Source organism: Paraburkholderia rhynchosiae (genome assembly GCF_002879865.1).
GTDB classification, from domain to species: Bacteria; Pseudomonadota; Gammaproteobacteria; order Burkholderiales; family Burkholderiaceae; genus Paraburkholderia; species Paraburkholderia rhynchosiae.
In genome coordinates, this window is sequence record NZ_PNXY01000007.1 from 182,629 (window position 1) to 206,574 (window position 23,946).

Here is a 23,946-nt window from a genome sequence, read left to right on the forward strand (position 1 = left end):
CTCAGAAGAGAGCGTAACGCGCGACGATCCACAGCATGCGCAGACGCGGCTTGCTGACCTTCGTACGCGGAATGTCGAAGCCGCGCTCCAGCGTGCGATCCAGCAGCACGCGGTACACACCCGACATGATGCGCGGCGCGCGCACCTGGTTGCGCGGCTCGCGGTCCATGATCGCGTCGGACGCGGCGAAGTGTTCCTTCGCGCGCCCGGCGAGCGTTGCGCAGACGCGCGGGAGCGAGGGGTCGTCGGCGATCTGCGCAGGGTTCTTTACCGCGATGCCTTCGCGCGCCAGCAGTTCGTGCGGCAGATAGCAACGATTGATGCCGGCGTCTTCGTCGATGTCGCGAAGAATGTTCGTGAGCTGCAGCGCGCGGCCCAGATGGTGCGCCAGCAAACGGCCCGGCTCCTCCTGCATCCCGAATATTCTCACCGATAGCCGGCCCGCCGCACTCGCGACGCGGTCGCAATAGAGGTCCAGCGTGGCTTCGTCCGGCGCGCAGATGTCGGCGGCGGCATCCATCGCCATGCCGTCGATCATCGCGTGGAAATCCTCGCGTTGCAGACGAAACGTGTGAATGTGCCGCGTCAGCGCGCGCAACGAAGCACGTGGCGCGCCGGCATAGCACGCGTCGATGTCGGCGCGCCAGCGCTCGAGAGCGGCGGCGCGGTCGGCGCGCGGCATGTCGCTGTCGGCGATGTCGTCGACCGCGCGGCAGAAAGCGTAGACCTGATACATCGCGTCGCGCTGCGCGGCCGGCAGGATGCGCATTGCGAGATAGAACGAACTGCCGGATGTGGCGGCAGCGGCGTCGATTTCAGTATCGTCCACGACAAGATTGGAAACAGCCAAGACGATCTCCGCTGGAGGGCGCCCGCTGAAAGGCGTTCAGGAATTTTTTATGTTTCGCCGCAGGGCAGGCGGCCCGCGCGCGCGGACACGCGCGAAACACACGGCGGGTATGCCGGAAACGGCGAAAAGTATATCAACGTTTGTGAGACGACGCAGTTTCGCCTGTGGAATAAGGGGCGCGAGCCGGTACGATCGGTGGAAGAAGCGCGACGTACGGCGTGCCGGGCTGCTGGTAGAACCGGTTGCCCGTGCGCCAACGCAGTCTGATTGATCTCTACCGGTTCACTGCGCGATCACTGCCTAATCAGGTCAGCGCGACCGAGCGGTTGCGTCCTTGCCGCTTCGCGCTATAAAGCGCCGCGTCCGCCTCATTGATCAGCACGTCATACGCGGGCAAGCCGGGACGCGCCGCCGCGCCGCCCACGCTCGCCGTCACCGGCACGCTCGTGCCCTGCACTTCGACCGGCGTATCGGCGATCGTGCAGCGGATTTTCTCCGCCACGCGCATCGCGTCCTCCAGCGGCGTGCACGGCAGTAGCAACGCGAACTCCTCGCCGCCGAAACGGCCGAACGTGTCCTGCGCCCGCACGACCTCGGCGACGCGCTGCGCCATCACGCGCAAGACGGTATCGCCGACGCCATGGCCGAACTGGTCATTGATCTTCTTGAAGTGATCGAGATCGAACAGCAGCACCGACATGTCGCCGCCATAGCGCTGCCAGCGCGTGTACTCGTCGAGCAGCCGCGCTTCGAAGAAGCGGCGGTTGGCAATGCCGGTGAGTCCGTCGCGGTCCGCATATTCCTGCAGTTTCGCAACGGCCTCCTCGCGCTCGCGCTGCACGATGCTCACATGCGTCACGTCGGAGATCGTCACGCAGACGGCTACCACTTCGCGCTCGCGCGTGAGCGGCATGAACGTGCAGTCCTGCTGCATGTAATCGACGCCGCCCGTGATCGGCCGGTCGTGATCGAACTTGAAGAGATACGGACGCTGTTCCCACGAGCTGAACGCGAAACTGCCAAGCTGGAAGACGCTTTCGATCTTGCGCGACAACCACACGCGCGGCAGCTCCGGAAAATGCGTGAACAGCGACTTGCCGACCACCTGCTCCGCGGACAGACCGCTGTGGTCCTGCATGAACCGGTTCCACATGAGCACGTTCATTTCGCGGTCGAGCACGAAGATGCCGAAGCCCACGCGCTCGACCACCAGATCGCTTAACGACTCGGTCGGCGCGTTCATAGGCTGGACAACAACGCGTCTAGCGCGTCGTTCATGTGGCGAATGGACTCTTCCGCCATCAGCATCACGAGATGCGCGCGGAAACTCTGGTCCTCGAGCGCGAAATTGACTTCCACGAGCAACGCGACTTCCCATTGCAGCACGCCGGGCTGAAACACTTCATCGAGCGTCAATGCGTCGCCTAGCAGGCCGGGCGCGGAGAACACCGGCGTGCGGCCGAGCTGGTCGAGAATGCACGACACGCAGGCGCCCGTAAGCACGTTCGCGACGTCGAACATCAATTCTTTCTGGCTCACCGCTTCGTACGATGAGCGCGAATACGGATCGCTGACGAGCGCGCACAGGTCCTCGACGCTGTCGCTGCGGCAAATCACCAGCGCCTCGCCTTTGATGTCGGAGCGAAAGCCCTGTCGCACCGCGCTCACCGGGTCCTCGATACCGGTCATGTCCCTCAGCGCTTGCGCGGCCTCGCTGACCGCCACCACCTTCACGCGCGGCACCGACAATTCGATGAACGAATCGAGCAGCCGCGCGAGACGCGTCGCGGCTTGACCCATCGCCAGATTGGCGAGCTCTTGCAGCGCGTCGCGCTGATCTTCGGTGAGGACTGGCTCAGACATACAACCCGTACTCCTTGAGGATGGGCAGTACCGCGTCCGGCGTCACGGGCTTGGCGATGAACGCTGCGGCTCCGAGCGCGCGCACGCGCGCCTGGGCCATCGGCTGGATATCGGCTGAGACGACGATGACGAAGGTGTTCAGGTCCTCATGCTGTAATGCCTCCAGCACCTGATAGCCGTTCATGTCCGGCATGGTCAGGTCGAGGAACATCACCGAGGCTTTGCCTTGACGATACAAAGCGAGCGCTTCCCGTCCGTTCGCAGCGTAGGACACGTCGACGTCCCAATCCGGCGGCAATGCCTTGGTGAGCACCTTGCGGGCAAGCAATGAATCGTCGGCGATCACAATGGGCAAAGGCATGGCAGGTCGAAAAAGACGGAATTAGCTCTTGCGCGTTAACGGCGGATAGCGTGATCTCTTTAGGACGGAGTCTGGCGGCGAGCGGCGAAATGCACGTGCGGCCGCTGGGATACAGCTTGCGGCCAAGCGGGGAGAATGCGCGGCGCGGCGCGTTTGGCGAAACCATGGCGCACGCGAGAATGCGGGCGCGTGCGGTGGACGACGGCTATAACCGGCATGTGCTGAGCCTACCCCGTAGATGAGTCGGCGCGGCCGTTTGGATCAGGCTGGTCCCGTGCGGCGCGCGTTTGTCCGCGAACGCCGGCACTCACGCGTGATACGCATGATCCGGTGCCCTCGCGGCATATGCGTTCGAACATGGCGGACGCACTGTTATCGTGGCGTCGATTCTCGAAGTAAAACAGCAGAAAAGCAATACGCCGTATGTCGGCCTGATTAACAATATCTTCCTTCGTTCGCCATTTTTCGAAAAAATACGCGCCGCATAAGAATACTTTCTTTACCGTTTATACTTTTGTGTACGTTTGCGCTTCTCGATTCGTCACTGTTTTAAAAAGCAGACGAATCGCGGACCGGCATGGCGGACGCAGTTAATAACGGTAACTTCTACCGCCGTTCTGTGTCCTATGCTTCTTATGACGCTGTCTCCACTGCCTGGAAAGATCAGAGCATTACCAACAATGACACACGACCGGTTCGAGCCGCATCGAGCGAGCCGCCTTTCCGCTGACGGGCCGGACGAGGCGGTGTTTCCCGCCGTGCCCGAGCAGAATTTCCATGTTCGGCGAATGACGCTGATCGCGCTGCTTGTCGCCGCGATCGTCCTGCCGTGCCTGTACGTCGCGGCCATGGCGTTCAGCGATCTGCGCGCCCGCGAAGCGGACGCGACGGACATGACAATGCGCACCGTGCGCGTCGCGGAAGAACACGCGCTCAAAGTGTTCGACATGAACGAGACGCTCGACACGCGCATCGTCGATTTGACGGAAGGTCTCGACGACAACGGCATTCGCGCGCGCGAAGCCGCCATTCACCAGAAACTGCGCACCATGGGCGGCGGCTATCCGCAGGTGGCCGCGGTTTCGGTCTTCGGGCGCGACGGCGCGTTGCTCGTGAGCAGCCGGTTTTATCCGGCGCCGACTGTCTCTATTGGCGAGCGCGACGATTTCATTGGCCTTCGCGACGGCCGCGATCTCGAACACGTGTCGAAGGTAATGACGGGGCATGTCGCCGGCGAACAGGTGTTCAACACGGGCATGGAGCGGCGCGCCCCCGACGGTACGTTCGCCGGCGTCGTCTCGGTCGCCCTGCGCCCCAGCTATTTCGACGCGTTCTACCGCGAGCTGCTCGGCGGCGCCGGCGGCATGCCGATGACCATGAGCCTCGTTCGCGCCGACGGCGCTGTGCTCGCGCACTATCCGCGTCGCCCGGGCGAGGCGGCGGCCATCGCGGCGGATTTGCCGTTCGCGGAGGCGATGAGACAGGGCCGGCGCGCAGGCGTGACGCATATGCGCTCAAATCTCGACGACGAGAACGTGATCGCCGCCTTCCGGCACGTCGGCTCCTATCCGGTCTACGTGATGTGCGGCTATCGCGCGTCGGCGATGTGGGCCGCGTGGTACCGCCACCTCGCTGTATTGATTCTGTCGATTTTCACGCCGTCCATCGCGCTGTGGTGCGTCATCTGGCTATCGCTGCGACGGCTGAGCGCCGAAGAGGAGGCGTGGGAGCGCTGGCAGGCGGAAGCGTCGATGCGCCGCTCGATCGAATCGGCGTACCGGCAGTCGCGCAAGATGGAAGCGCTCGGCACGCTGGTAGGCAGCGTCGCGCACGATTTCAACAACCTGCTGATGATCCTCTCGGCCAACGTGCAGATCGCGCGGCGGCGCGGCGCGCCGGGGCTCGACCGCGAACTGTCGGCGATGGAGCGGGCGCTCAAGAGCGGCCAGTCGCTCACGCGGCAGTTGCTCGGCGTCGCGCGCAAACAGCCGCTGCGCAACGAGACCGTCGTGCTCGAACGCTGGCTGCCGGCGTGCCGCGATCTCCTGCGCGCGTCGCTCGGCGCCAAGGTGTCGCTGGTAATGGACATTGGCAGCGGCATCTGGCCGATGCGCGTCGACGTCGCCGAGCTGGAACTCGCGCTGATCAACCTCGCCGTCAACGCGCGCGACGCCATGCCCAACGGCGGGCGCTTCGCGGTGCGCGCGACCAACATCACGTTCCGTCACGAAGACGGCTTCCCGCTGACGGGCGACTTCGTCCAGATATCGCTCGAAGACACCGGTGCCGGCATGGCGCCCGAGGTGCTCGCTCGCGCCTTCGAGCCGCTTTTCACGACCAAGTCGAAGGGTATGGGCACTGGCCTCGGTTTGCCGCAGGTGTTCGCGTTCTGCGAGCGGTCCGGCGGGCTTGCCGCGATCGACAGCGCCGTCGGCGCCGGCACTTCCGTGCGGCTCTACTTGCCGCGCGCAACGGCCGAGCCGCAAATCGCCGGACCGGTCGAAGCGCGCACCGAGGAACATGACGCACCGCATGGGCTGCGCATTCTGCTTGTCGAGGATAACGAAGAAGTGGCCGCGGGCACCGAGGCGCTGCTACAGATGATGGGCCACCAGGTCACGTGCGTGTTCAATGCCGACATGGCGCTGGGCCTCTTCAACGACGCGCAGGCGCGGCAGGCGCGCACCGGCGAACCGCTGCCGTTCGATCTGGTGTTATCGGACATTCATATGCCCGGCAGTCTCAACGGTATCGATCTGGCCGAAGCGGTGACGGCCCTCGACACCCAACTGCCGGTCATTCTCGTCACCGGCTACGCGGAAGAACTCGACCGCGCCCGACACGTCAATGTGCGCGTGCTCTCAAAACCCTTCGATATCGCGCTGCTGGAGAAGCTTTTGCAGGGAATCCAGCGCGATCTGGCGCAGACAGGCCTCGTTCCGGCAACGCATCACGTGGAATAGCCGGAACTTCGCCGGCGGCTTTTCCGCCATTTACGCCTGAATTGTAAAAAGCGCGGGCCGCGGCCCGCCGCGCTGTGTCGCCCGAGCGCTTTGCGCAGCCCTACGGCAGGGGGCGCGCGGCCCGCAGGTACCGATCCCGGCATGAACGTTGCGGCATCGAACAGGTAATGAGGATGGCGCGTGGCGCGCTGTCCGTCCTACCCAAAACGTCGGGAGACAGTCATGCGACACACCGTGATTGGCTTATTCAACACCTACGCTCAGGCAGAAACCGCTCGGGACACGCTGGTTCAGACCGGTTTCGCCCGCGACACGATCGAGTTACAGGCCAATGCGGAACCGTCCGCGGGCTCGGCAACCGATGAAGTCGCCGGTTCGGGCGTGCTCGCCAACATAGAACGGTTTCTGTCGAGCCTCTTTGCCAGCGGCTCGCGCGCGCCCGAAACGGCGCGCTATACGGAAGCCGTGCGGCGCGGCGCAGTGCTTGTAGTTATCGATGCCGCCAGCGAAGCGCACGCGGAACTGGCTCGCAATACGCTGACGCGGCTCGGCGCAACCGACATCGGCGAACGCTCGCCGGAGCGGGGCACGCAACCGGCGACCGAAACCGCGCGGGAACATTCGCTGCTCGACGAATTGGGCATCGGCATGGTCACGCCCGGAACGCCGCGCGCGCCAGAAGCGGGAACGACCGGCGTGAGCAGCAGGGATACGACGACATCCACGGGGACTGGGACAGTGACACCGGGCGGCGTGGCGACGCCTTTCACGACCACTCCGGGCGCAACCACGCGCCCTGCCACGACCGCTGATCCGCTGTATTCGACGCCGCCGCGCGGCACGGCCGGGGAGCCGGTCGAGCCGCCGCCGCTCAGCGAGCGCCCAACAACGGATCCGCTCAGTGAACCCGTGACCGATCCTTTGACCGGAGATGCGGGACGCAGCGCAATCGCCGCCGGGTCGGCGCCCGGCTCAGGCGCGGTGATGCGGCCGTCCGAAGTCGTTTCGGAAGCCGGGCAGCCAACGGCGGGTTTGAGCGGACAGATTCCGAACGAATATCTGGAATACGAAGAAGACTTCCGCACGCACTATGACGAGCAGTACTCGGCCGATGACTCGCGTTACGAGGACTATGTGCCGGCTTATCGCTACGGCGCGGAGATCGGCAAAGATATGCGTTATCGCGACAGAGCCTGGGACGACGTCGAACCCGAAGCCCGCCGTCATTGGGAAACGACTTCGCCGGAGAGCACATGGGAGCGCTTCAAGCTCGCCGTGCGCCACGGCTGGGAACGCGTGACGGGGCATCACCACGTATAAAAACATAAACGGGGGAGCGTTAGCGGCGGCGCGCCATGAAGCTATGGCGGTGCCGCCGCATTTAACACTCGATGCGCTTGTCGACGTTATGCGGCGGTGTGCCGTTTGACCCACGTGACGTAGCGGTCGACGAAAGTCTGTAGGAACTTGCGCGTGCCGTCGTTCAGGATTTCGCCTTTCTCGTTGATGACCGCCGGATCGTGCTTGATGAACACTTCGGGCTGACCCATGGTGGCAACATCGAGATAGGCCAGCACATTGCGCAGATGCTGTTGCGCGAGCGCCGAACCGGTCGCGCCAACCGACGTGCCGATCACAGCACCCGGCTTGTTGCCCCAGGAGTTAGTGCCCCACGGGCGCGAACCCCAGTCGAGCGCGTTCTTGAGCACGCCGGGAATGGAGCGGTTGTATTCGGGCGTGACGAACAGCAGACCGTCGGCGGCTTCGACGCGCTGCTTGAGGTGCTTGCCCGCTTCGGGGTAATCGGCGTCGTACTCCTGGCTGTAGAGCGGCAATGAACCGATGTCGATGAATTCGAAGGTGAAGTCGGGCGGCGCCAGCGAAGTGACGGCTTGCGCCAACTGGCGGTTGAACGACTCGCGGCGCAGGCTGCCGACGACAACTGCGATGTGTAGGGCCATGATTCGCTTCCTTGAGATAAGGCGCTCGACGCGCAAACGTACGGACTGTCCATCATAGGCAAAAAGGCGGGCGGAAGCGTGGGTCGATGCCGGAATCGCGCGACGTGGCGGAAAAGTCTGGCGGCGTTGTACAGGTTCCGGTGGATAACACGGCGAGCACTAAAGTTATCCACAGATTTACTGAATAACCTTGTGGATAACTGGTACTTTTGCCTTGTCAATCAAGCCTGCCTCCGGCACAGGGCGTTTGGAGGCAGCAGCCATTTACGGAGGATCAGCAATGAGTCTCAATCACGCGGGTAAATCGCACGATGAAGCCGTGGCCGCTCGCAAGAAGCAGAAGCCGCGTTCCTTGGAGCAGCCGGGCGGCGAGATGGCCGTCGAAGGCACACAGCCGGACGCCACGCGCAGCAGCGGCAAGTTGTCGGAGCGCGGCAAGGAAGTCTGGCGCGAGGGCGCGGGAATGGATGGAGGCGGTAAGAGGTAGCGGCCTGGCGGGAGTGGCCGCTTTGAGCTCTAACTGGTTGTGGACGTAAGAAGGGCGCCGCAGCGGGCGCCCTTTTTGTCTTGGCGGTCAGTTTCGTCGGACGTCCGGCCGAGTAGTGCTGCGCCCAGTGCGCCTGCGGTCGCTCAGTTGCCGAAGAACACGTTGCAATAAGACGCCGGGCCGCTGCACTGCGCCGGAGCGGCGGCTTCGGCTGCACCGGAAGCTGCTGCCAACAGGGCTACGGAAGCAATCAGGACGGACAGAATGCGTTTCATGGGGCTACTCCTCTTGAGCGTTAGTTCGCGATCTGTTGCGATCGGTGGCTGAAGAATAGCGATTCAGTGTCCGCCTAAAAACAGCGTGGATGAGAAGACATCTTTTCAATAAGTGAAATAAAGGCCCGGTGGGTGGGTCACAAATAGGCCGGCATGAGCACTGGCGCGCCTTTCCTGCCTCTCAAGGACCGCCCGGCTCACCGTCAAGCGTTATTCTCAATTTTCGCAATAATTCGTTTCTGTTTGTCATAAGAGGGCTGCCCCGCGCGACGAAGCCGAATTAGTCTCGCCCTTGTGAGCTTCCAATGTCCAATACCGATTCGCTTGCGCTGCAACCTGCGGCAGAATGGCGCACGTGTCCGGACACAGTGCGAAAAAAACGCCCCGCTTATGAGCGACAACTATTCGAAAGAAAACACGCGCGTCCCGTGGATCGCGCAGCGGAGCCTGTCGTGGTGCACGTAAGCGGGCCGGCGCTCGACGATACGGTTTATCTGACGCAGCTTCGGCGCGACCTCGTACGTTTTGCCCGTTTGCAATTGCGCGATGCGGCCGCCGCGGAAGATGCCGTGCAGGAAGCCTTGGCCGCCGCCTGGACGCATGCTGACCGGTTCGCCGCGCAGTCGGAGCATAAGACATGGGTGTTCGGCATCCTGCGGCACAAACTCGTTGACACGCTGCGCGCCCGGCAACGCACGGTGAATCTCTCGTCACTGGAATCGGAACTCGATGGCGAGGCGCTGCTCGATCGCGAGTTATTCAAAGATAACGGCCACTGGTCGCAACAGACGAAGCCGCGCCCTTGGCCGACGCCTGAAACGGCGCTGCGTCAGCAGCAGTTCTGGACGTTGTTCGAGATATGTCTGGAACATCTGCCCGAGCACATCGGCCGCGTTTTTATGATGCGCGAATTTCTCGACCTCGAGACGGACGCGATCTGCTCCGAATTGCAGATGACCGCCAACCATTGCAGCGTGCTTATTTACCGCGCGCGGCTTCGCTTGCGCACTTGCCTGAGCGAGAAGGGTCTATCCAGCGAGGATGCCAATGGGGAAATGTAGGAACATCACTCGCCTCCTGTCCGACGCGCTCGATCGTCCTTTGACGACCGGCGAATGGGTTGCCATCCGGCTGCACTTGCCCACGTGCAGCGGCTGCCGCAACTATCGCAAGCAAATTCGTCTGCTTCGCGAGGCCGCCCATACGATGAGCGGTATTTCGACGCCCGGAGCGGCAAACGGCGACGATTGACGGCCCACTGTGGTAGGGGTGATGCGGTTGGCGGTCACCGTTGGCCGGGTGGCGTGTTTCGATAGCGCTCGAAGAAGCTTGCGTGTGAAGCTTCGTCGATCTTGACCGCGCTCGGTTCGCTGCCGGCAGGATGTTTAGCCAACTGCGCTCGAGTGCGTACCGGTCGATGCTGGAAATTGCCACCGCAGTTGGGGCACACATTGCGCAACGTAGTGAGCGCACACACTTCACAGAACGTGCATTCGTACGTACAGATCATCGCGTCGGCCGCATTGGGCGGCAGCGACTTGCCGCATCCTTCACACGACGGTCGTAGTTCAAGCATTGGAACTCCACTTTCGTTTCTATTTTGCTTCGTTCAGGATTCGGCGGATTTTCGCCCTTTGCTGCATAGCTAGTCTAAGCGGCGTGGGATGGGAGAAAGAGACAGCTCGGCGTCAATTGCTGCCAGTGCGGTGAATGACGAGACCGCCTTGCACGGGAAGTACAACCACTGCGCGGATGTGATTTGCTTATGCGAATTTATCGGTTCGTCCAGCCTGGCAGACGAATTATCGTCGGAGGCAATCGGTCCGTTTCGCGTCCGTCTTTTTCTTCGAGCACTCTATGTCCCGTCATCCCCTGCTGAAGCGCCGCGCGTTCGTTGCCACCGTGGGCGCATCATTGGCTGCCGCCACTTTGCCTGGCATTGCTACGTCTGTTTTCGCCGCGGATGCCCGCGCGAAGGAATTTCGGATCGGTTATCAGAAAGCAGCCAGCGCGCTTGTCCTGTTGAAGTCGCACAGGACGCTGGAAAAGCGGCTTGCGCCGCTGGGCATCACGGTCAAATGGACGGAGTTTCCCGCGGGTCCGCAATTACTGGAAGGATTGAACGTAGGCGCGATCGACTTCGGCTATGTGGGCGAGGCGCCGCCGGTATTTGCGCAAGCGGCCGGCGCGAATTTCGTCTACGTCGCCTATGAAATACCGACGCCGCATGCCGAGGGCATCCTTGTTCGTCGGGATACGCCGATCAGAACGCTTGCCGATCTGAAGGACAAAAAGATTGCCTTGAACAAGGGCTCGGATGTGCACTGGTTTCTGGTCGCCGCGTTGCAGAAAAGCGGAGTGAAATACAACGAGGTTCAACCGGTTTTCTTGCCGCCGGCCGACGCGCGCGCCGCATTCGAACGTGGAGCAATCGATGCGTGGGCGATCTGGGATCCGTTCCTCGAAGCAGCGAAACGGCAGTCAAACGCACGCTTGCTGGTCGACGCGGGCGGCATCGTCAACCATCATCAGTTTTTCCTGGGTGCCCGGTCGTTTGCGCAACAGAACAGCGATGTCCTGGCAATCACCATGGACGAAGTCAACAAGGAAGGCGCCTGGGTACGTGGTCATTACGGCGAGGCCGCCGCGCAACTTGCGCCGATTCAGGGCCTGGACGCGAGCGTCATCGAGGCTGGACTGCGCCACTATGAGCACATCTATAAGCCAGTCGATGCGAGCGTTTTGGCGGAACAGCAACGCATCGCCGACACCTTCAGCGAACTACGCATCATCCCGACGAAGATCGTCACGAAGGACGCGGCGTTACCGGCCAAGGTCTAGGTCCGCGCCCATCGCAGAGACGATGCAAATCGACCGGCTCGCCGGGGCCGTCTTAGGCGAATAACGTCGCAACGTTTTCGGGCGGCCGGCCGATCACGGCCCGCCCGTTTCGCACGACGATCGGTCGTTGCAAAAGGATCGGACGTGCTGCCAATGCTTCGTATAACTGAGCGTCAGATAGTGCGGCGTTGGACAGCCCCAGTTCTTCATATTCGGGCTCCGAGTCGCGGATCATTTCGCGCACCGCACACCCGAGTTGCTGATTGAGTTGCTGCAGTTGCGCGACGGTGAGTGGCCGCTTCAGGTATTCAATAACTTCCGTTGCTTCTCCGGCGTAGTTATATGTGGCGGCGATGAGTTCGCACGTCGCTCGTGATTTGGAGCAGCGGGGGTTGTGGTAGATGGTGATCATGGTGGTTCTCGTTGAGATGGACTGATCGCTTGCGTGTGGAGGGGATTTTAGCCGGCGGCGGCAGCGGCTGGCTTTTGGCGCGCCGCGCTTGTTGCTTGTTGTTTCAGCGAGCGAGCGAGCGGTTGGCTAACAGATCAGGTGTAGGGATTTTTTCCGCGTCGACTGTCACCCGTGGATAGGTACGCGCGCCGCGCGTTGCGGACGTCGGGCATTGCCTGATGGAAGGTGGCCACTTCTACCGCCGCAGCCGTGCTGCGGAATGCGACAGGCTCGGTTTATGCGCATAAAGTGCCTGTCGAGGCTGGGCGCCCAGCCGTTCGTCGCTACTGAACTGACATGCTCGGGGCACATGTACCGATCGACGAGGGCATAAAGACGTGCCTTGGTTTACTCATGTCCGACAGCGTGAAGTGCCGAACATGAGCCCGCCTTGGGGGATGCACGACGCACTTTATGCGCATAAACCGTCGGGGCCACTCGCACCGCGTTCGAAGCCCTTCGGCGAAACGCTCTAAGCAACCGACACCGTCTGTAAGGTCACGCGGTGTGTAGTCGGTGCGCACATTGGCAGCGCGCTGCACGCAGTTCACGCTTTGATTTACACCCCGGCGCAAGCGGTCACATCGCACTTTGCCATCTGATCGCTCTGCACTTCTCAGTCGCCTCGAAACCCAAGTTCAAAAACCGCTTCCTGAACGGTAGCTCGGCCGCCGGCTGACCGCTCAGCGCGCGTCTTTATGCGCATAAACCTGGCCGAATGGCTATTTCTTATCTCCTTTCCACAGAAATGATTGAAATGCGAATTCATCCAGGTAAAATCCATCTGCGTCTAAAAAAGGAGGTGAAGATTGGCAGCGGAAATCATCGCGGTAACTCAGCAAAAAGGTGGAGTCGGGAAGAGCACGATCGCGATGCACCTCGGGGCTGCATTCCATGAGAAAGGCAAACGAGTCCTCGTCGTGGACGCAGACGGGCAGAACACATTGATCCACTGGGCCAGTGCCTCATCGGACGGAGACTCCGGCATTCCGTTCGCCGTCGTCAATCTCTCCGAAGCCGGTAGCCAGATTCATCGCGAGATCAAGAAGTTCGTGGCGGACTACGACATCATCGTGGTCGACTGCCCGCCTTCCATTACTGAAAAAGTGTCCGGCGTGGTATTGCTCGCCGCCAGCGTCGCCGTAATACCGACGTCGTCCTCGCCCGCCGATTATTGGTCGAGCGTTGGGCTAGTGAAACTGGTCCAGCAAGCACAGGTGATGAACGAAGACCTGCGCGCGGTCTTTCTGCTGAACAAGACAGAAGAAAAGCGCATGCTGACACGCGAACTAAAACGTGCGTTGGAGGAACTCGGATTTCCTCTCCTCAAGACCCAGATTCCGACGCGCGAAGCCTACAAGCAGGCAATGGCGTTGGGTCAGACAGTGCTTCAGATGAGCGATCGCGGCGCCAAGCTTGCCGCCATCGAAGTACGGGCGTGCGCGAATGAGATCGCCGCCTTGCTCCCGTGAATTTATGCGCATAAAGGACCCTGAATGAAACCCTCCCAATTCGCCAAAGGCTTTCAAGCACGTCCTGATACGACCAGCAGCGAAAAGCGAACCGCGCTAGACCGTCTGAACGCTATTGACGGTCTCGTCAAGAACAATGCTACGAAAACGCCGGATGGGACAGCGCGAACTTTGGCGGCCGTCATGCCGCAGACCGTCACCGAGCTCGACACCGTTGACACGGAGAACGAGTCCGCGGCCTACCGCGCGTGGAGGATCGAGCACGGATATCGCCCGGGCCAGGTGATCGATCTCGCGCTGAAGACCATCAAGCCAAGCCCGTTCAATCCCCGCCACTTCTATCTGAAGTCGTCGATTGCCGAACTTGCCGTCAATCTGGCGAAGCAAGGACAGCAGCAGGCAATTCACGTCATTCCCGACTACGACAATCCCGGCACGTATTTCGTCAGTGACGGCGGCCGACGTGTACGCGCACTGAAAGAAGCGAACAAAGAATCGGTGAAGGCGATCGTTATCGATCTGCCGATCGGTATCCAGAGCTACAAGCTTGGCTACGACCTGAACGTCCAGCGCGATTCGCAGACCGTGTTCGACAACGCAGTCGTATGGAAACGCTTTCTCGACGATCGACATTTCCAGAGCCAGAAGGAACTGGCCGAGCATCTTGGGCTGGACGAGTCGACCGTGGCAGTCGCATTGTCGATTGCCAAGTTGCCAGAGACAGTCATGCATGAGATGGTTGCCCGGCCCGACCGTTTCGGCTCCAACATGGCGTATCAGGTTGGCCGCTATCACACTGCTCGCGGGGCAGATGCCACGCTGCGCCTCATCAATAAAATCCTCTCCGACGACCTGAGCACGCGGCAAGTGGCCGACATCGTCAAGGGCAGGGCCAGCGCGCAGGAAAGCACCAAACCCGCCGGGCGGCAGCGTTATGCGCAGCGTCTGGAAATCAAGCTCGACGGCGTGTCGGTGGGAGACCTGAAATCGTACGGGGACGATCGAATCGAACTGCGCCTCAAGGGTCTCACGCGTGAGAAACGTGACGACATTCTTCGTCAGATCGAAAAGATGTTGAAGTAAGAGGCGTTGCAGTAAGTCATGTTGCAGCAAGTCACGTCGAAGTGGCTGCTGACCGGGCAGCGGTGACAAGCCGTCGCGGTTGCCCTACATGGGCGCAGGGGCCAATCTCGTAGACGATCAAGCCGCGCGCGATTGGCTTAGCGTGAAGGCGAGCAGGTCGCCATCCGTCGGTTCACCCCACGTCTTGCGTGCAAGCCAATCGAAGAACGCGGTTTCGACGATCTTCGAATCCAGCCCGCGGCGGCGCCAGTCGTCGCGCATATGGGCGCCAAGTCCTGGCAATTCGTCTTCCTCGAACGATTGCCGCGCAATCTCGCGCTCGGACTCGCCCTGTTCTTCATAGAGCTCGCGCGCTTCCCTGCGGCGATACGCCGAATACTCACCGAGCAGGCGGGCCTTCAGATCGTCGGCAGGAGCCGCGATCGCAGTCTTACCGCCGCCAGTAGACGGAAGCGCTTCAACCGGGGGTGCGTAGCCCTTTTTCAGCGCGTCCTTGAACAGCGCCGGCGCGCTGCGCACCGGCGGCAACGACGTGCTGCGCATGCGTTGCTCAGTCATCTGCAAAGCCGCGCGGATACGGTTTTCCTCGCTGTCCGCATACAGCGTTTGCGCCTCTTTTAGCGGAATGCCGATCTTAACCATCCGGTCGACGAGCGTGCTGTCGAACACATTCGGATGCTCATCGAGTGCCAGCATAGGCTGCTTGCGCTCGGTTACACGGAACTGGATCTCGGCCACGCGCCGGCCTTCCCGGTGCTCGATCAGTTCAACGAAAATGTTTGTGACGGCATTCACCTCGGCGATCGCCGGGCGCAAGTAATCGCGCTTGAAGTATTTATATTCGCGCTTTGCTTCATCGCCCGCCTCGGTGTCCGGGGTGCCGGACAGAATAGGGCGCCACCATTCCCACGATTCGCGCATCGTCAGATGGCTGGGGTTGGTCAGATAGCGCACGCAGATCTCGTACAGCGCGAGACCCGCACTACTGCGCAGTTGGCTCTGGAACTGCAGGCTCAGACGCGCGTACTGGACCGGATCGAGCAGCTTCTTCTTGATCTTGGGCGCGAATGAGAATTCCACCCAGACCCGGCGGGTGGTTGGATCTTCGAGAATTTCGGCGTCGGCGATCAGCGTGGAGATACCCCACTTCCGGCCGGGCTTCTGACTGGACGTGCCCGTGCTCCATTCGACCTGAACCGACACCATGCGGCGCAGGTGCTCCTTCACGAGCGCGGTGTCGTTGGAGTCGAATGCGGAATTCGCCACGATGTCGGACAGCAGGGCGCGATACGTGTCGCCGGATTCGTCGGCTTGCTGGGCGACGGCGAGCAGCACATTGAAGAGCTTGCGTGTGAGCAGCGTGATCTTGCCGCTCTTAGGCTGAATGGCGATCGCCTCGACGGCCTTGCGCAATTCCGCTGAGCTCGGGCTGACTACATCGGTTTTCTTGGCGCGCTTCGTGGCCATGCGTCGGGTCAAGGAGGGATTTGGCGAGAGCATACCGACTGTGGTGATACACGTCTATAGCGTGGCTCTCACCGTTGCGGGTGAAGCGAGGTTACGCGACGCGACTCACCTCCAACGACTCCCGAAAACGCTCACCTCCGCGATTTCACGCCAGGTTCCGGCGATCCTTTAACGTCGCGGCTTCGGGAAAATGACACCGTTTTGGGCGTCGACGCAAAGGGGAGCACGTCATCCCGAATCGGCTCACCTCAAAAAATTTTGCGTTCTTTTATCCGGAGGGCGAATCTGCGTGGCTAACTGCGCATCAACTGGTGAGCCAGCGCATTCACTGTATTCCAGCGACGTCTGCGAGGCGTGTCTGTACGCCGCAACGTCCTTCACCGTGCAGATTCATAAAAACAGGGATAGCGACCGCAGAATGAGCGTCCGTCTCGCCCGCAGCATCCTGTAAAGGCTCACCATTGCCTGAGTTCAACGCTCGAAATGGCGCGGGTTTCCAAAGCCCAACCGCTTAAAAGCGGCCTGAAACGATCCCGAAAATTCTCACCTTAGCACCCAACTGTGCGTCGGCAGCCTCCGTCGACGCAGCTCCCGAAAAGTCTCACCCTTCCGCCGAAAGAAAAATTTATCGTTTATTTTCATACGGTTAAAGAGCTGCGATCGACGGGATGCAGCCACAATCCAGCTCCCAGCCCTCCCGTAAAACCTCACCTTAACGGTCCATCACCCAGATCGTCGAACCCGGTTCTCGCGCAAAACATTCCTGAAAAGTCTCACCTTGGCCATTCCAGCGACATCGAACGAACGGACGAAGACACCCGTGCACCGGACATTAGCGGACCACGAAGGGCATTCTGATCCCGCATCGGCTCACCTTTGGGCTGAAAACGAGTCCCAAAGTGTCCCGAAAAGCCTCACCTTTCCGCCTAACGCCTGGAATTTTGGCTGGCATCGGGCCACACCGACTACAGCTCCCGAATTTCCTCACCTTTGCATGTGCCGACCTCTGCGCGCGCAATAGTGGCTAGGGGAAATCCGTCGCAAAACGGGAAATACGTCCCGCAAAAGCTCACCTCAGCGTTTCGATGCTCGAAATACAGGCAAATAGCTCTATCTATCCCCGTAAAAGCTCACCTGCGGTCCGCGTTTTCTCCTGTGTTCACTCACCTCGAGGTTTTGTGGGGCGGAAATACGGGCAAAAACAAGACGATGCCATTGTCCCGAAAGCGCTCACCGTCGCTGTGGCCTCACTTCCGGCTGCCTTCTCGTACGAGCGGGCGCTTGCGGGCAATGAGGTCCCGCAAAGCCTCACCTTCGGTCAAACCGCGCAGTAAGGGGTGTTCCCGAACCCGCTCACGATGTGCCCCGGAGTTACTCACCGAGCATCCCGAAGGTCATCACTCCAGATTCCCGTAGGATCTCACCACGTCTCCCGCAAAGCTTCACCTTTGCCGTCTGAAAGCCCCGTCAGATAAGGCTTTGCTGTGGCGTTAACGTTTTTAACATGGTTCAAAGGTGTTTATTTTTATTACTCTCTAGCATCGCCCCCGCGAGTTCTCCGAAACAAGCCTCTAACTCACCCCAGTCCCGATCTCGCGTATCGTGAAACAGTGCCCGATGAAGCCAGCAATGACAAATTTGCTGTATTTACAATAACTTACCGACTACTCTTCGTTTTGTTTCACGGAAAAGGACAACGCGCGCGGCTCTGCAGGCGCAAACTCACAGCACGAAGACCCTGGAAGCACGCATTCCGGCACAACGCTAAAAAACCGTAGCGTTTGCTACGTACTTTGTTATGATTTATACAATTCGCACAACATCGGGACCGGTATGAACCTGGACGACGAACGGCGAGTCATTCGTGAAGAACTCGACGCCATGCGAGCTGGCGGTGGCCGCCGCCAGGAATTGTCGCTACATGCCTGCAAGCGACTTTTTTTCGATCTGGGAATACGTCCGTCCATGGCTGCGGTACGTGAGCTCACGCAAACCGGCAGCGCCAGCGATATCCCGAAGGACATCGATCATTTTTGGGAACGCATCCGCAGCGTGTCGCGCGTTAACATCGGCGCCGGCGCCATTCCGAAAGCATTGGAAGAGCGCGCTGGAGAACTGCTGGGCGCACTCTTCGAAGAAGCGGTCGCCCAGGCACGCACAACACTGGATGCCGAGCGCGACGAAGCGCGCATGCAAATCGCGGCCGCGGAGCAACGCGCACGAGACGCGGAAATTCGCCGCGACGCTTCTGAAGATGCAATCAAACGCAGCGAGCAACGAGCGGAAACTGCTTGGGAGCGTGTTCGGGCGCTGGAAACCGAGTTGTCTAGCATCACAACGCATGGAACGGCGCATCAGGAAGGCCTGCAGGCGGCGGTGCGTCGGCTGGAACATGAAAACGAAACACTTCGCCAACGCATCGATACGGAACAGGCGACCAACGCAACGCTGCGCGACCGCATCGACGCATTGCATGTCGAACTGCGTCAGAGCACCGAACACTATGCGCAGCAGATCAAGGACGCCATCGCGGAAGCCGAGCGCCGCGTGAAGCCGATGCTCGTGGAACTCGATTCGCTGCGCAGCATGGCGGCCACATATCAGTCGGGGGTACGTGACGCGAGCCGCAAAGAATTCGAGTTCATTCAGCAGCTAGCGGCAGCCAAGGCGCGCGGCGACCGGCTCGATGCGCAATTGCGCGAGCAATCTGACGAAGTGGATGCGTTGACCAAAGAACTTGCGGCACTGCGCGGACAGCAGGGCATCGAGCCTGCGATCGGCCACCTGCTTTGCTCGCTAGTCGAAGCCGGCCGGTTGACAAATGACGAACTGCGCGCCATCGGCACTGCAGCGGATGGCCACGTGACTTTGCCGCTGCGTTGCCCCAAGTGCGATGAAGGTGAGCCCGAGTTGTCTCACGTCGATCACCGATTCGAATTGCAATGCCCGGAATGCGACCACTCGTCCGGGCCCGGGGATTCACGGCTGGAAGCGGTGAGCCGGTTTTTATCGAGCGATTCGCTTTCGGCGCGGACGTGACGCGAATTGCGGCGCCTAAGCGCCCAATCGTTAAAGGTGAGGAAATCCGGGGTGAGGAAATCCGGGAGACGGAAAGTGAGGACTTTCAGGACTTCCCCGCGCCAGGTTTCCTCGTGAAACGCCCGTCCATTCGGGGCTCAGGCAGTAGCGGCGCGGCGGCATCCGGTTCATCGACGACTCGCAAATCCTGCTGATCCACCCACGTTTGCCACGCGCGATAGAGACGATTCGCAGACACGGCCTGCACAAATCCGAGCCATTGCCCGACCAGTTCCGCCTCCACGCCGCTTTCGAACAAATCGGCGGCAAACGTGTTCCGCAAGGTTTGCGGACTGGTGCGCGACGTGCGCGACGTGCGCGACGCGGCGATGCCGGCCGCCTCGACGAGCGCATCGACCGCCCTCAGCATCGTGGCTTTGTGCATCGGCCTTCCCGAAGGCGACGCCGGAAACACCAGATCGCCAGCCAGTTCCGCGAGACGCCGGTCCGCAAGCCAGGCGTCAAGAAGGGCCGAGGCGAAAGGCACGACCCGGGTGCGCCGGATCAGCGTCGGATTGGCCGAATCGATCGTTACCCAGGGCGAGTTCATTAACGTGCAACTAACCGTAAGCGCGGCCGCCTCGCCCGTCTTAAGTCCTCCGCCAAGAAACACGGCGATCAATGCGCGGTCGCGCCGCTCTTTCCAGCGCTGTGCCTTTGACAATCGCTGCAACGGTGAAAACAGATGCGCGATCAGCGCGGCCCGTTCGGCGTGATTGAGAAAACCGGTCGGTTCGTTGTCGCGCGCGTTGCGCCATGCCGCTTCGCCATCCTGAGCGATGAAGCGAGCCGGATTGGTCGACGACGCTTCCACTTCGCGCACATGATCGAGCACGCGCTCAATCAGACGCAAATACCGGACACGTTGCGGCTTGCGAATCTCCAGACCGGCGACGAAATCCGCAATGGTTTGCGTATCGACGGTGACGAGACTCTTTTGACGGGCGGCCAGCCACTCGAGAAAAAGCCCCCACTGCGCCTGATAGACCTCTGCTGACGAGCGTCGGAAATGCTGCTTCGCGAGCCACGCGTCGAAAGCGATTTGTGGATCGCGACGCCAGTCTTCACGCTGCTGATCGAACAGATCGGTGGACGGCTCGGGGCGCGGGACGGGATCGGACAAGTGAGGTGGCGACATGCGCTATCGTTCCGTTAGTTGCGCGTATTGTAGACCTCGACCAATAAACCGGACCTCAGTCGCCCCAGGCTCTAGCCCGCTTGGGTGTCGTGTTTTCCGCCGCCCGTTGCGCTGCGCCGCGAGCCGCATCCTCGTAAGCGGAGACGGCAAACGCGAACACCGCGGGCAGCGCGGTCGACATGCCAAAGTCGACTGCCTCGTCGGTTTCCGGATAAGGCAGATCCGATGGGCGTTGAAAGAGACCGAGCATGAGCGCGTCATGCCGGCTGGCAAATCCAAGATCCGCGAGCGCCTCCGCTTCGATCCCGTGAAGCAGACGCCAGGTGAGCGGCACCTGCTGCACGATGTAGCGCGCGGCGATGTTGCGGACGATATGCTCCAGGTCGCGCACCGCGGTTCGATAGCGTAGCGCGGCCAGAGCGCGGTCGGTTGGGTCGGTTCGGTCCGTCGTCGGGTCGTTCATTGTCGGCTCCAGTCGATACCCTGTACTGTACAAATATACAGTGATCGACGCAACCTCGCCGCAAGAGCCGATTCCGCCATCAAGCAGCCTGGCCTGCACTCAGCGCGGCGCTGCGGTGAGCCGCCGCTTCAGCCGTGAATCACCACCAGCAGCGCTTTCGCCTCGCCTTTTCCAGCGTTACGGATGGCGTGCGGCTCGTCGGCGACATAGCGCGCGGTGTCCGCTGCCTTGAGCCGCTTCGTCGTTCCGGCTGCCTCGATTTCGATTGATCCTTGCAGCACAGTCAGATGCTCGCGCGTGCCGGGTTCGTGTGCGTTCGAGACGAGCGCTCCGCCGGCCTGCAGTGTCAACTCGTACCACTCGAATTTGCCGGCCAGCTCGATCGGCCCCCATACTCGCAACTGATACTTTGCGTCGTGCCCGCTCAACGTGGGAATGTCGTGCGGGCCGGCGACGGCGATAGCTTCCGGCGTCTTTTGCGGCGCGAACAGCGAATCGAGACTGACGCCGAGCGCATTGGTCAGCCGCCAGGCGACCGCGATGGTCGGATTGGCCTTGTCGCGTTCGATTTCAGATAGCATGGATTTCGACACGCCGGCCGCGCGCGACAGATCGTCGAGCGTCATGCGCCGTTCGGCGCGCAGACGCTGAATCCGCTCGCCCACACGCGGTGGCGCCGCGATTGCCGCAGCCGGCATTGCGCCAGGAGGGGGCGCCGCGCCAGCCGCCGCACGGCGAATACCCGAACTTGCCATTTCTTGACCCATCGTTTAGAGTTGTTCGATATACCGGATTCTAGTTCGGAAAAACGAAAATTTCCGATAAAACTGACAGCCGACTATAACAGGCCGTCTCGTGCCCGCCCATGTTGAGCCACTCAAGCGGTGGACAGATAGCAGCGGTCTATCACCATTCAGGAGCCTGGTTCATGCGTGACCTTTACCTCGCCCATCTGCGCGGCACTCTCGAGCAGATCCGCGCCGACGGTTTTTTCAAGAGCGAGCGCGTGATCGCCAGCCCGCAATCGGCTGACATTCGTCTCGCCAACGGTACTGACGTGCTGAACTTCTGCGCGAACAACTACCTGGGCCTCGCCAACGACGCGCGCCTCATCGAAGCCGCAAAGCAGGGGCTCGACAACGACGGCTTCGGCATGGCGTCGGTGCGTTTCATTTGCGGCACGCAGACCGTGCACAAGCAACTCGAACAGGCGCTCGCCGATTTTCTGCAAACCGACGATTGCATCCTGTATTCAAGCTGTTTCGATGCGAACGGCGGTCTCTTCGAAACGCTGCTCGACGAGAACGACGCCATCATCAGCGACGAGTTGAATCACGCGAGCATTATCGACGGCGTGCGGCTCTCGAAGGCGAAGCGCTTTCGCTACAAGAACAACGATCTCGCAGACCTCGAAGTGAAACTGAAAGAAGCGGACGCCGCCGGCGCGCGCTTCAAACTGATCGCCACGGACGGCGTATTTTCGATGGACGGCATCATCGCCGACCTCGCCGGCATCTGCGATCTCGCGGACCGTTACGGCGCGCTCGTGATGGTCGACGATTCGCACGCCGTGGGTTTTGTCGGCGAACACGGGCGCGGCACGCCGGAACATTGCGGCGTGCTGTCGCGCGTCGACATCATCACCGGGACGCTTGGCAAAGCACTCGGCGGCGCATCGGGCGGCTACGTTGCCGCGCGCAAGGAAATTGTGGACTTACTACGGCAGCGTTCACGTCCGTATCTGTTCTCGAACACGCTGACGCCGAGCATCGCGGCGGCATCGCTGAAAGTGCTCCAATTGCTCGCAAGCGCGGAAGGCGCGCAACTGCGCACGCGCGTACGTGAAAACGGCGCTCACTTTCGCAGCAAGATGAGCGCGCTCGGTTTCACGCTCGTGCCGGGCGAACATCCGATCATTCCCGTGATGCTCGGCGACGCGCAACTCGCTTCGAAAATGGCCGATGCGCTGTTGAACGAAGGCGTCTATGTGATCGGCTTTTCGTTTCCGGTTGTGCCGAAGGGCCGCGCGCGCATCCGAACGCAAATGAGCGCCGCGCATACGACTGAACAGATCGACCGCGCTGTGGATGCGTTCGCGCGCGTCGGTCGTGAGCTTGGTGTCATCTGAGACGAGGCGCATATGAAAGCACTGGCAAAACTCGAACGCGCGCCGGGCCTCACGCTGACCGACGTCAAAGTGCCCGAAGTTGGCCATAACGATGTGATGATCCGCATCACGCATACCGCCATTTGCGGCACCGACATTCACATCTGGAAGTGGGACGACTGGGCGCAAAAAACGATTCCCGTGCCGATGCATGTCGGGCACGAATACGTCGGTGAAATCGTCGAGATGGGCGAGGAAGTACGCGGCTTTTCGATTGGCGACCGCGTGTCCGGCGAAGGGCACATCACATGCGGTTTCTGCCGCAACTGTCGCGCGGGACGCCGGCATTTGTGCCGCAATACGGTGGGCGTGGGCGTGAATCGCGAGGGCGCGTTCGCCGAGTATCTGGTGATTCCGGCGTTCAACGCCTTCAAGATTCCGCCCGAAATTTCCAACGACCTCGCCGCGATTTTCGACCCCTTCGGCAATGCCACGCACACCGCGCTATCGTTTAACCTGGTTGGCGAAGACGTGCTGATTACCGGCGCCGGACCGATCGGCATCATGGCGGTGGCGATTGCGAAGCACGTCGGCGCGCGTAATGTCGTGATTACCGACGTCAACGACTATCGCCTCGGACTCGCGCGCAAAATGGGCGCGACGCGCGCGGTGAACGTGTCGCGCGAATCGTTGCGCGACGTGATGGCGGACCTGCACATGGCTGAAGGTTTCGACGTTGGCCTGGAAATGTCCGGCGTACCGAGCGCGTTCACCAGCATGCTCGAAGCGATGAATCACGGCGGCAAGATCGCGCTGCTCGGTATTCCGCCCGCTCAAACAGCAATCGACTGGACGCAGGTGATTTTCAAAGGCCTCGAAATCAAGGGCATTTACGGGCGTGAGATGTTCGAAACCTGGTACAAAATGGTCGCGATGCTACAGAGCGGCCTCGACTTGTCGCCGATCCTCACGCACCACTTCAAGGTCGATGACTATCAGCAAGCGTTCGCGACCATGCTCTCCGGCGAAAGCGGCAAGGTGATTCTCGATTGGACGGCCGTGTAGGCAAGACAACGCTTGCCGTGT

At 61.0% G+C, this 23,946-nt stretch carries 23 protein-coding genes; 11 read left to right on the forward strand and 12 right to left on the reverse strand.

What is annotated here, in order from left to right; translation table 11 throughout:
- Position 1 precedes the first annotated feature (1 nt).
- From hpnD to C0Z16_RS12560, 4 genes are all read right to left on the reverse strand, one after another.
- A complete protein-coding gene (gene hpnD, locus C0Z16_RS12545; protein WP_102632468.1) occupies positions 2 to 850 on the reverse strand; it encodes a presqualene diphosphate synthase HpnD in 849 nt (282 codons plus the stop codon).
- A gap of 304 nt (positions 851 to 1,154) precedes the next feature.
- Positions 1,155 to 2,093, reverse strand: a complete 939-nt coding sequence (locus C0Z16_RS12550) for a sensor domain-containing diguanylate cyclase (protein ID WP_102632469.1) — start codon at positions 2,091 to 2,093, stop codon at positions 1,155 to 1,157.
- Positions 2,090 to 2,713, reverse strand: a complete 624-nt coding sequence (locus C0Z16_RS12555) for a chemotaxis protein CheC (RefSeq protein ID WP_102632470.1) — start codon at positions 2,711 to 2,713, stop codon at positions 2,090 to 2,092. The genes C0Z16_RS12550 and C0Z16_RS12555 overlap by 4 nt, the downstream gene beginning before the upstream one ends.
- A complete protein-coding gene (locus C0Z16_RS12560; RefSeq protein ID WP_102632471.1) occupies positions 2,706 to 3,074 on the reverse strand; it encodes a response regulator in 369 nt (122 codons plus the stop codon). Before C0Z16_RS12560 ends, C0Z16_RS12555 begins: the two co-directional genes overlap by 8 nt.
- Before the next feature lie 680 nt (positions 3,075 to 3,754).
- Here C0Z16_RS12560 and C0Z16_RS12565 point away from each other — a divergent pair.
- On the forward strand, positions 3,755 to 6,037 hold the full coding sequence (locus tag C0Z16_RS12565) for a hybrid sensor histidine kinase/response regulator (RefSeq protein WP_102632472.1): 2,283 nt from the start codon (positions 3,755 to 3,757) through the stop codon (positions 6,035 to 6,037).
- A 222-nt stretch (positions 6,038 to 6,259) separates the two neighbouring features.
- Entirely contained in the window at positions 6,260 to 7,357 is a 1,098-nt protein-coding gene (locus tag C0Z16_RS12570; protein ID WP_102632473.1) for a hypothetical protein, read from the forward strand.
- An 86-nt stretch (positions 7,358 to 7,443) separates the two neighbouring features.
- On the opposite strand, the gene C0Z16_RS12575 is transcribed toward C0Z16_RS12570, so the two are convergent.
- The gene (locus C0Z16_RS12575; RefSeq protein WP_102632474.1) at positions 7,444 to 7,998 is read right to left on the reverse strand and encodes an NADPH-dependent FMN reductase; all 555 of its coding nucleotides are present in this window, start codon (positions 7,996 to 7,998) and stop codon (positions 7,444 to 7,446) included.
- Positions 7,999 to 8,278: 280 nt separating this feature from the next.
- On the opposite strand from C0Z16_RS12575, the gene C0Z16_RS12580 reads away from it, so the two are divergent.
- Positions 8,279 to 8,485: a hypothetical protein gene (locus C0Z16_RS12580; RefSeq protein WP_102632475.1), complete on the forward strand. Its 207-nt coding sequence runs from the start codon at positions 8,279 to 8,281 to the stop codon at positions 8,483 to 8,485.
- Positions 8,486 to 8,628: 143 nt separating this feature from the next.
- Here C0Z16_RS12580 and C0Z16_RS39335 read toward each other — a convergent pair whose 3' ends face one another.
- Complete coding sequence (locus tag C0Z16_RS39335) at positions 8,629 to 8,760, reverse strand: hypothetical protein (protein WP_279635063.1); 132 nt, start codon at positions 8,758 to 8,760, stop codon at positions 8,629 to 8,631.
- 452 nt (positions 8,761 to 9,212) lie between these two features.
- Here C0Z16_RS39335 and C0Z16_RS12585 point away from each other — a divergent pair, with 452 nt between their 5' ends.
- Positions 9,213 to 9,821 carry an RNA polymerase factor sigma-70 gene (locus C0Z16_RS12585; protein ID WP_102632579.1) on the forward strand — a complete coding sequence of 203 codons (609 nt, stop codon included), beginning with the start codon at positions 9,213 to 9,215 and terminating at the stop codon, positions 9,819 to 9,821.
- Positions 9,802 to 10,011: a zf-HC2 domain-containing protein gene (locus tag C0Z16_RS12590; RefSeq protein WP_175130686.1), complete on the forward strand. Its 210-nt coding sequence runs from the start codon at positions 9,802 to 9,804 to the stop codon at positions 10,009 to 10,011. The genes C0Z16_RS12585 and C0Z16_RS12590 overlap by 20 nt, the downstream gene beginning before the upstream one ends.
- Positions 10,012 to 10,045: 34 nt before the next feature.
- Here C0Z16_RS12590 and C0Z16_RS12595 read toward each other — a convergent pair whose 3' ends face one another.
- Positions 10,046 to 10,336, reverse strand: coding sequence for a DUF1272 domain-containing protein (locus tag C0Z16_RS12595; protein WP_102632477.1), 291 nt, complete (start codon positions 10,334 to 10,336; stop codon positions 10,046 to 10,048).
- Between the two features lie 281 nt (positions 10,337 to 10,617).
- On the opposite strand from C0Z16_RS12595, the gene C0Z16_RS12600 reads away from it, so the two are divergent.
- The gene (locus C0Z16_RS12600; protein WP_102632478.1) at positions 10,618 to 11,601 is read left to right on the forward strand and encodes a sulfonate ABC transporter substrate-binding protein; all 984 of its coding nucleotides are present in this window, start codon (positions 10,618 to 10,620) and stop codon (positions 11,599 to 11,601) included.
- Positions 11,602 to 11,653: 52 nt separating this feature from the next.
- Here the strand turns inward: C0Z16_RS12600 and arsC are convergent, their stop codons facing one another.
- Positions 11,654 to 12,013: an arsenate reductase (glutaredoxin) gene (gene arsC, locus C0Z16_RS12605; RefSeq protein WP_102632479.1), complete on the reverse strand. Its 360-nt coding sequence runs from the start codon at positions 12,011 to 12,013 to the stop codon at positions 11,654 to 11,656.
- 848 nt (positions 12,014 to 12,861) lie between these two features.
- Between arsC and parA the strand changes: the two genes are divergently transcribed.
- The gene (gene parA / locus C0Z16_RS12610; RefSeq protein WP_102632480.1) at positions 12,862 to 13,524 is read left to right on the forward strand and encodes a ParA family partition ATPase; all 663 of its coding nucleotides are present in this window, start codon (positions 12,862 to 12,864) and stop codon (positions 13,522 to 13,524) included.
- A gap of 24 nt (positions 13,525 to 13,548) precedes the next feature.
- Complete coding sequence (locus tag C0Z16_RS12615) at positions 13,549 to 14,607, forward strand: ParB/RepB/Spo0J family partition protein (protein ID WP_102632481.1); 1,059 nt, start codon at positions 13,549 to 13,551, stop codon at positions 14,605 to 14,607.
- A 117-nt stretch (positions 14,608 to 14,724) separates the two neighbouring features.
- On the opposite strand, the gene C0Z16_RS12620 is transcribed toward C0Z16_RS12615, so the two are convergent.
- Positions 14,725 to 16,074 carry a replication initiation protein gene (locus C0Z16_RS12620; RefSeq protein WP_102632482.1) on the reverse strand — a complete coding sequence of 450 codons (1,350 nt, stop codon included), beginning with the start codon at positions 16,072 to 16,074 and terminating at the stop codon, positions 14,725 to 14,727.
- A 1,833-nt stretch (positions 16,075 to 17,907) separates the two neighbouring features.
- On the opposite strand from C0Z16_RS12620, the gene C0Z16_RS12630 reads away from it, so the two are divergent.
- The gene (locus tag C0Z16_RS12630; protein WP_102632484.1) at positions 17,908 to 19,113 is read left to right on the forward strand and encodes a DNA-binding protein; all 1,206 of its coding nucleotides are present in this window, start codon (positions 17,908 to 17,910) and stop codon (positions 19,111 to 19,113) included.
- Between the two features lie 85 nt (positions 19,114 to 19,198).
- On the opposite strand, the gene C0Z16_RS12635 is transcribed toward C0Z16_RS12630, so the two are convergent.
- The 3 genes from C0Z16_RS12635 to C0Z16_RS12645 form a co-directional block, all read right to left on the reverse strand.
- Positions 19,199 to 20,290 carry a tyrosine-type recombinase/integrase gene (locus C0Z16_RS12635; protein WP_102632485.1) on the reverse strand — a complete coding sequence of 364 codons (1,092 nt, stop codon included), beginning with the start codon at positions 20,288 to 20,290 and terminating at the stop codon, positions 19,199 to 19,201.
- Between the two features lie 55 nt (positions 20,291 to 20,345).
- Positions 20,346 to 20,753 carry a DUF2471 family protein gene (locus C0Z16_RS12640; RefSeq protein ID WP_102632486.1) on the reverse strand — a complete coding sequence of 136 codons (408 nt, stop codon included), beginning with the start codon at positions 20,751 to 20,753 and terminating at the stop codon, positions 20,346 to 20,348.
- 128 nt (positions 20,754 to 20,881) lie between these two features.
- Positions 20,882 to 21,520, reverse strand: coding sequence for a helix-turn-helix domain-containing protein (locus C0Z16_RS12645; RefSeq protein ID WP_102632487.1), 639 nt, complete (start codon positions 21,518 to 21,520; stop codon positions 20,882 to 20,884).
- A 161-nt stretch (positions 21,521 to 21,681) separates the two neighbouring features.
- Between C0Z16_RS12645 and C0Z16_RS12650 the strand changes: the two genes are divergently transcribed.
- Positions 21,682 to 22,881: a glycine C-acetyltransferase gene (locus C0Z16_RS12650; RefSeq protein ID WP_102632488.1), complete on the forward strand. Its 1,200-nt coding sequence runs from the start codon at positions 21,682 to 21,684 to the stop codon at positions 22,879 to 22,881.
- A 12-nt stretch (positions 22,882 to 22,893) separates the two neighbouring features.
- On the forward strand, positions 22,894 to 23,925 hold the full coding sequence (gene tdh, locus C0Z16_RS12655; protein WP_102632489.1) for an L-threonine 3-dehydrogenase: 1,032 nt from the start codon (positions 22,894 to 22,896) through the stop codon (positions 23,923 to 23,925).
- The last annotated feature ends 21 nt before the right edge of the window (positions 23,926 to 23,946 follow it).

Excerpts from the sequence above, each read along its gene's own strand:
- C0Z16_RS12595 (WP_102632477.1), bottom strand. The coding sequence starts at position 10,336 with ATGCTTGAACTACGACCGTCGTGTGAAGGATGCGGCAAGTCGCTGCCG.
- C0Z16_RS12600 (WP_102632478.1), top strand. The coding sequence starts at position 10,618 with ATGTCCCGTCATCCCCTGCTGAAGCGCCGCGCGTTCGTTGCCACCGTG.
- C0Z16_RS12580 (WP_102632475.1), top strand. The coding sequence starts at position 8,279 with ATGAGTCTCAATCACGCGGGTAAATCGCACGATGAAGCCGTGGCCGCT.
- C0Z16_RS12630 (WP_102632484.1), top strand. The coding sequence starts at position 17,908 with ATGAACCTGGACGACGAACGGCGAGTCATTCGTGAAGAACTCGACGCC.
- C0Z16_RS12570 (WP_102632473.1), top strand. The coding sequence starts at position 6,260 with ATGCGACACACCGTGATTGGCTTATTCAACACCTACGCTCAGGCAGAA.
- C0Z16_RS12565 (WP_102632472.1), top strand. The coding sequence starts at position 3,755 with ATGACACACGACCGGTTCGAGCCGCATCGAGCGAGCCGCCTTTCCGCT.
- C0Z16_RS12550 (WP_102632469.1), bottom strand. The coding sequence starts at position 2,093 with ATGAACGCGCCGACCGAGTCGTTAAGCGATCTGGTGGTCGAGCGCGTG.
- C0Z16_RS12635 (WP_102632485.1), bottom strand. The coding sequence starts at position 20,290 with ATGTCGCCACCTCACTTGTCCGATCCCGTCCCGCGCCCCGAGCCGTCC.
- C0Z16_RS12640 (WP_102632486.1), bottom strand. The coding sequence starts at position 20,753 with ATGAACGACCCGACGACGGACCGAACCGACCCAACCGACCGCGCTCTG.
- C0Z16_RS12575 (WP_102632474.1), bottom strand. The coding sequence starts at position 7,998 with ATGGCCCTACACATCGCAGTTGTCGTCGGCAGCCTGCGCCGCGAGTCG.
- C0Z16_RS12555 (WP_102632470.1), bottom strand. The coding sequence starts at position 2,713 with ATGTCTGAGCCAGTCCTCACCGAAGATCAGCGCGACGCGCTGCAAGAG.
- C0Z16_RS12615 (WP_102632481.1), top strand. The coding sequence starts at position 13,549 with ATGAAACCCTCCCAATTCGCCAAAGGCTTTCAAGCACGTCCTGATACG.
- C0Z16_RS12650 (WP_102632488.1), top strand. The coding sequence starts at position 21,682 with ATGCGTGACCTTTACCTCGCCCATCTGCGCGGCACTCTCGAGCAGATC.
- C0Z16_RS39335 (WP_279635063.1), bottom strand. The coding sequence starts at position 8,760 with ATGAAACGCATTCTGTCCGTCCTGATTGCTTCCGTAGCCCTGTTGGCA.
- C0Z16_RS12620 (WP_102632482.1), bottom strand. The coding sequence starts at position 16,074 with ATGGCCACGAAGCGCGCCAAGAAAACCGATGTAGTCAGCCCGAGCTCA.
- C0Z16_RS12590 (WP_175130686.1), top strand. The coding sequence starts at position 9,802 with ATGCCAATGGGGAAATGTAGGAACATCACTCGCCTCCTGTCCGACGCG.
- C0Z16_RS12560 (WP_102632471.1), bottom strand. The coding sequence starts at position 3,074 with ATGCCTTTGCCCATTGTGATCGCCGACGATTCATTGCTTGCCCGCAAG.
- tdh (WP_102632489.1), top strand. The coding sequence starts at position 22,894 with ATGAAAGCACTGGCAAAACTCGAACGCGCGCCGGGCCTCACGCTGACC.
- C0Z16_RS12645 (WP_102632487.1), bottom strand. The coding sequence starts at position 21,520 with ATGGGTCAAGAAATGGCAAGTTCGGGTATTCGCCGTGCGGCGGCTGGC.
- arsC (WP_102632479.1), bottom strand. The coding sequence starts at position 12,013 with ATGATCACCATCTACCACAACCCCCGCTGCTCCAAATCACGAGCGACG.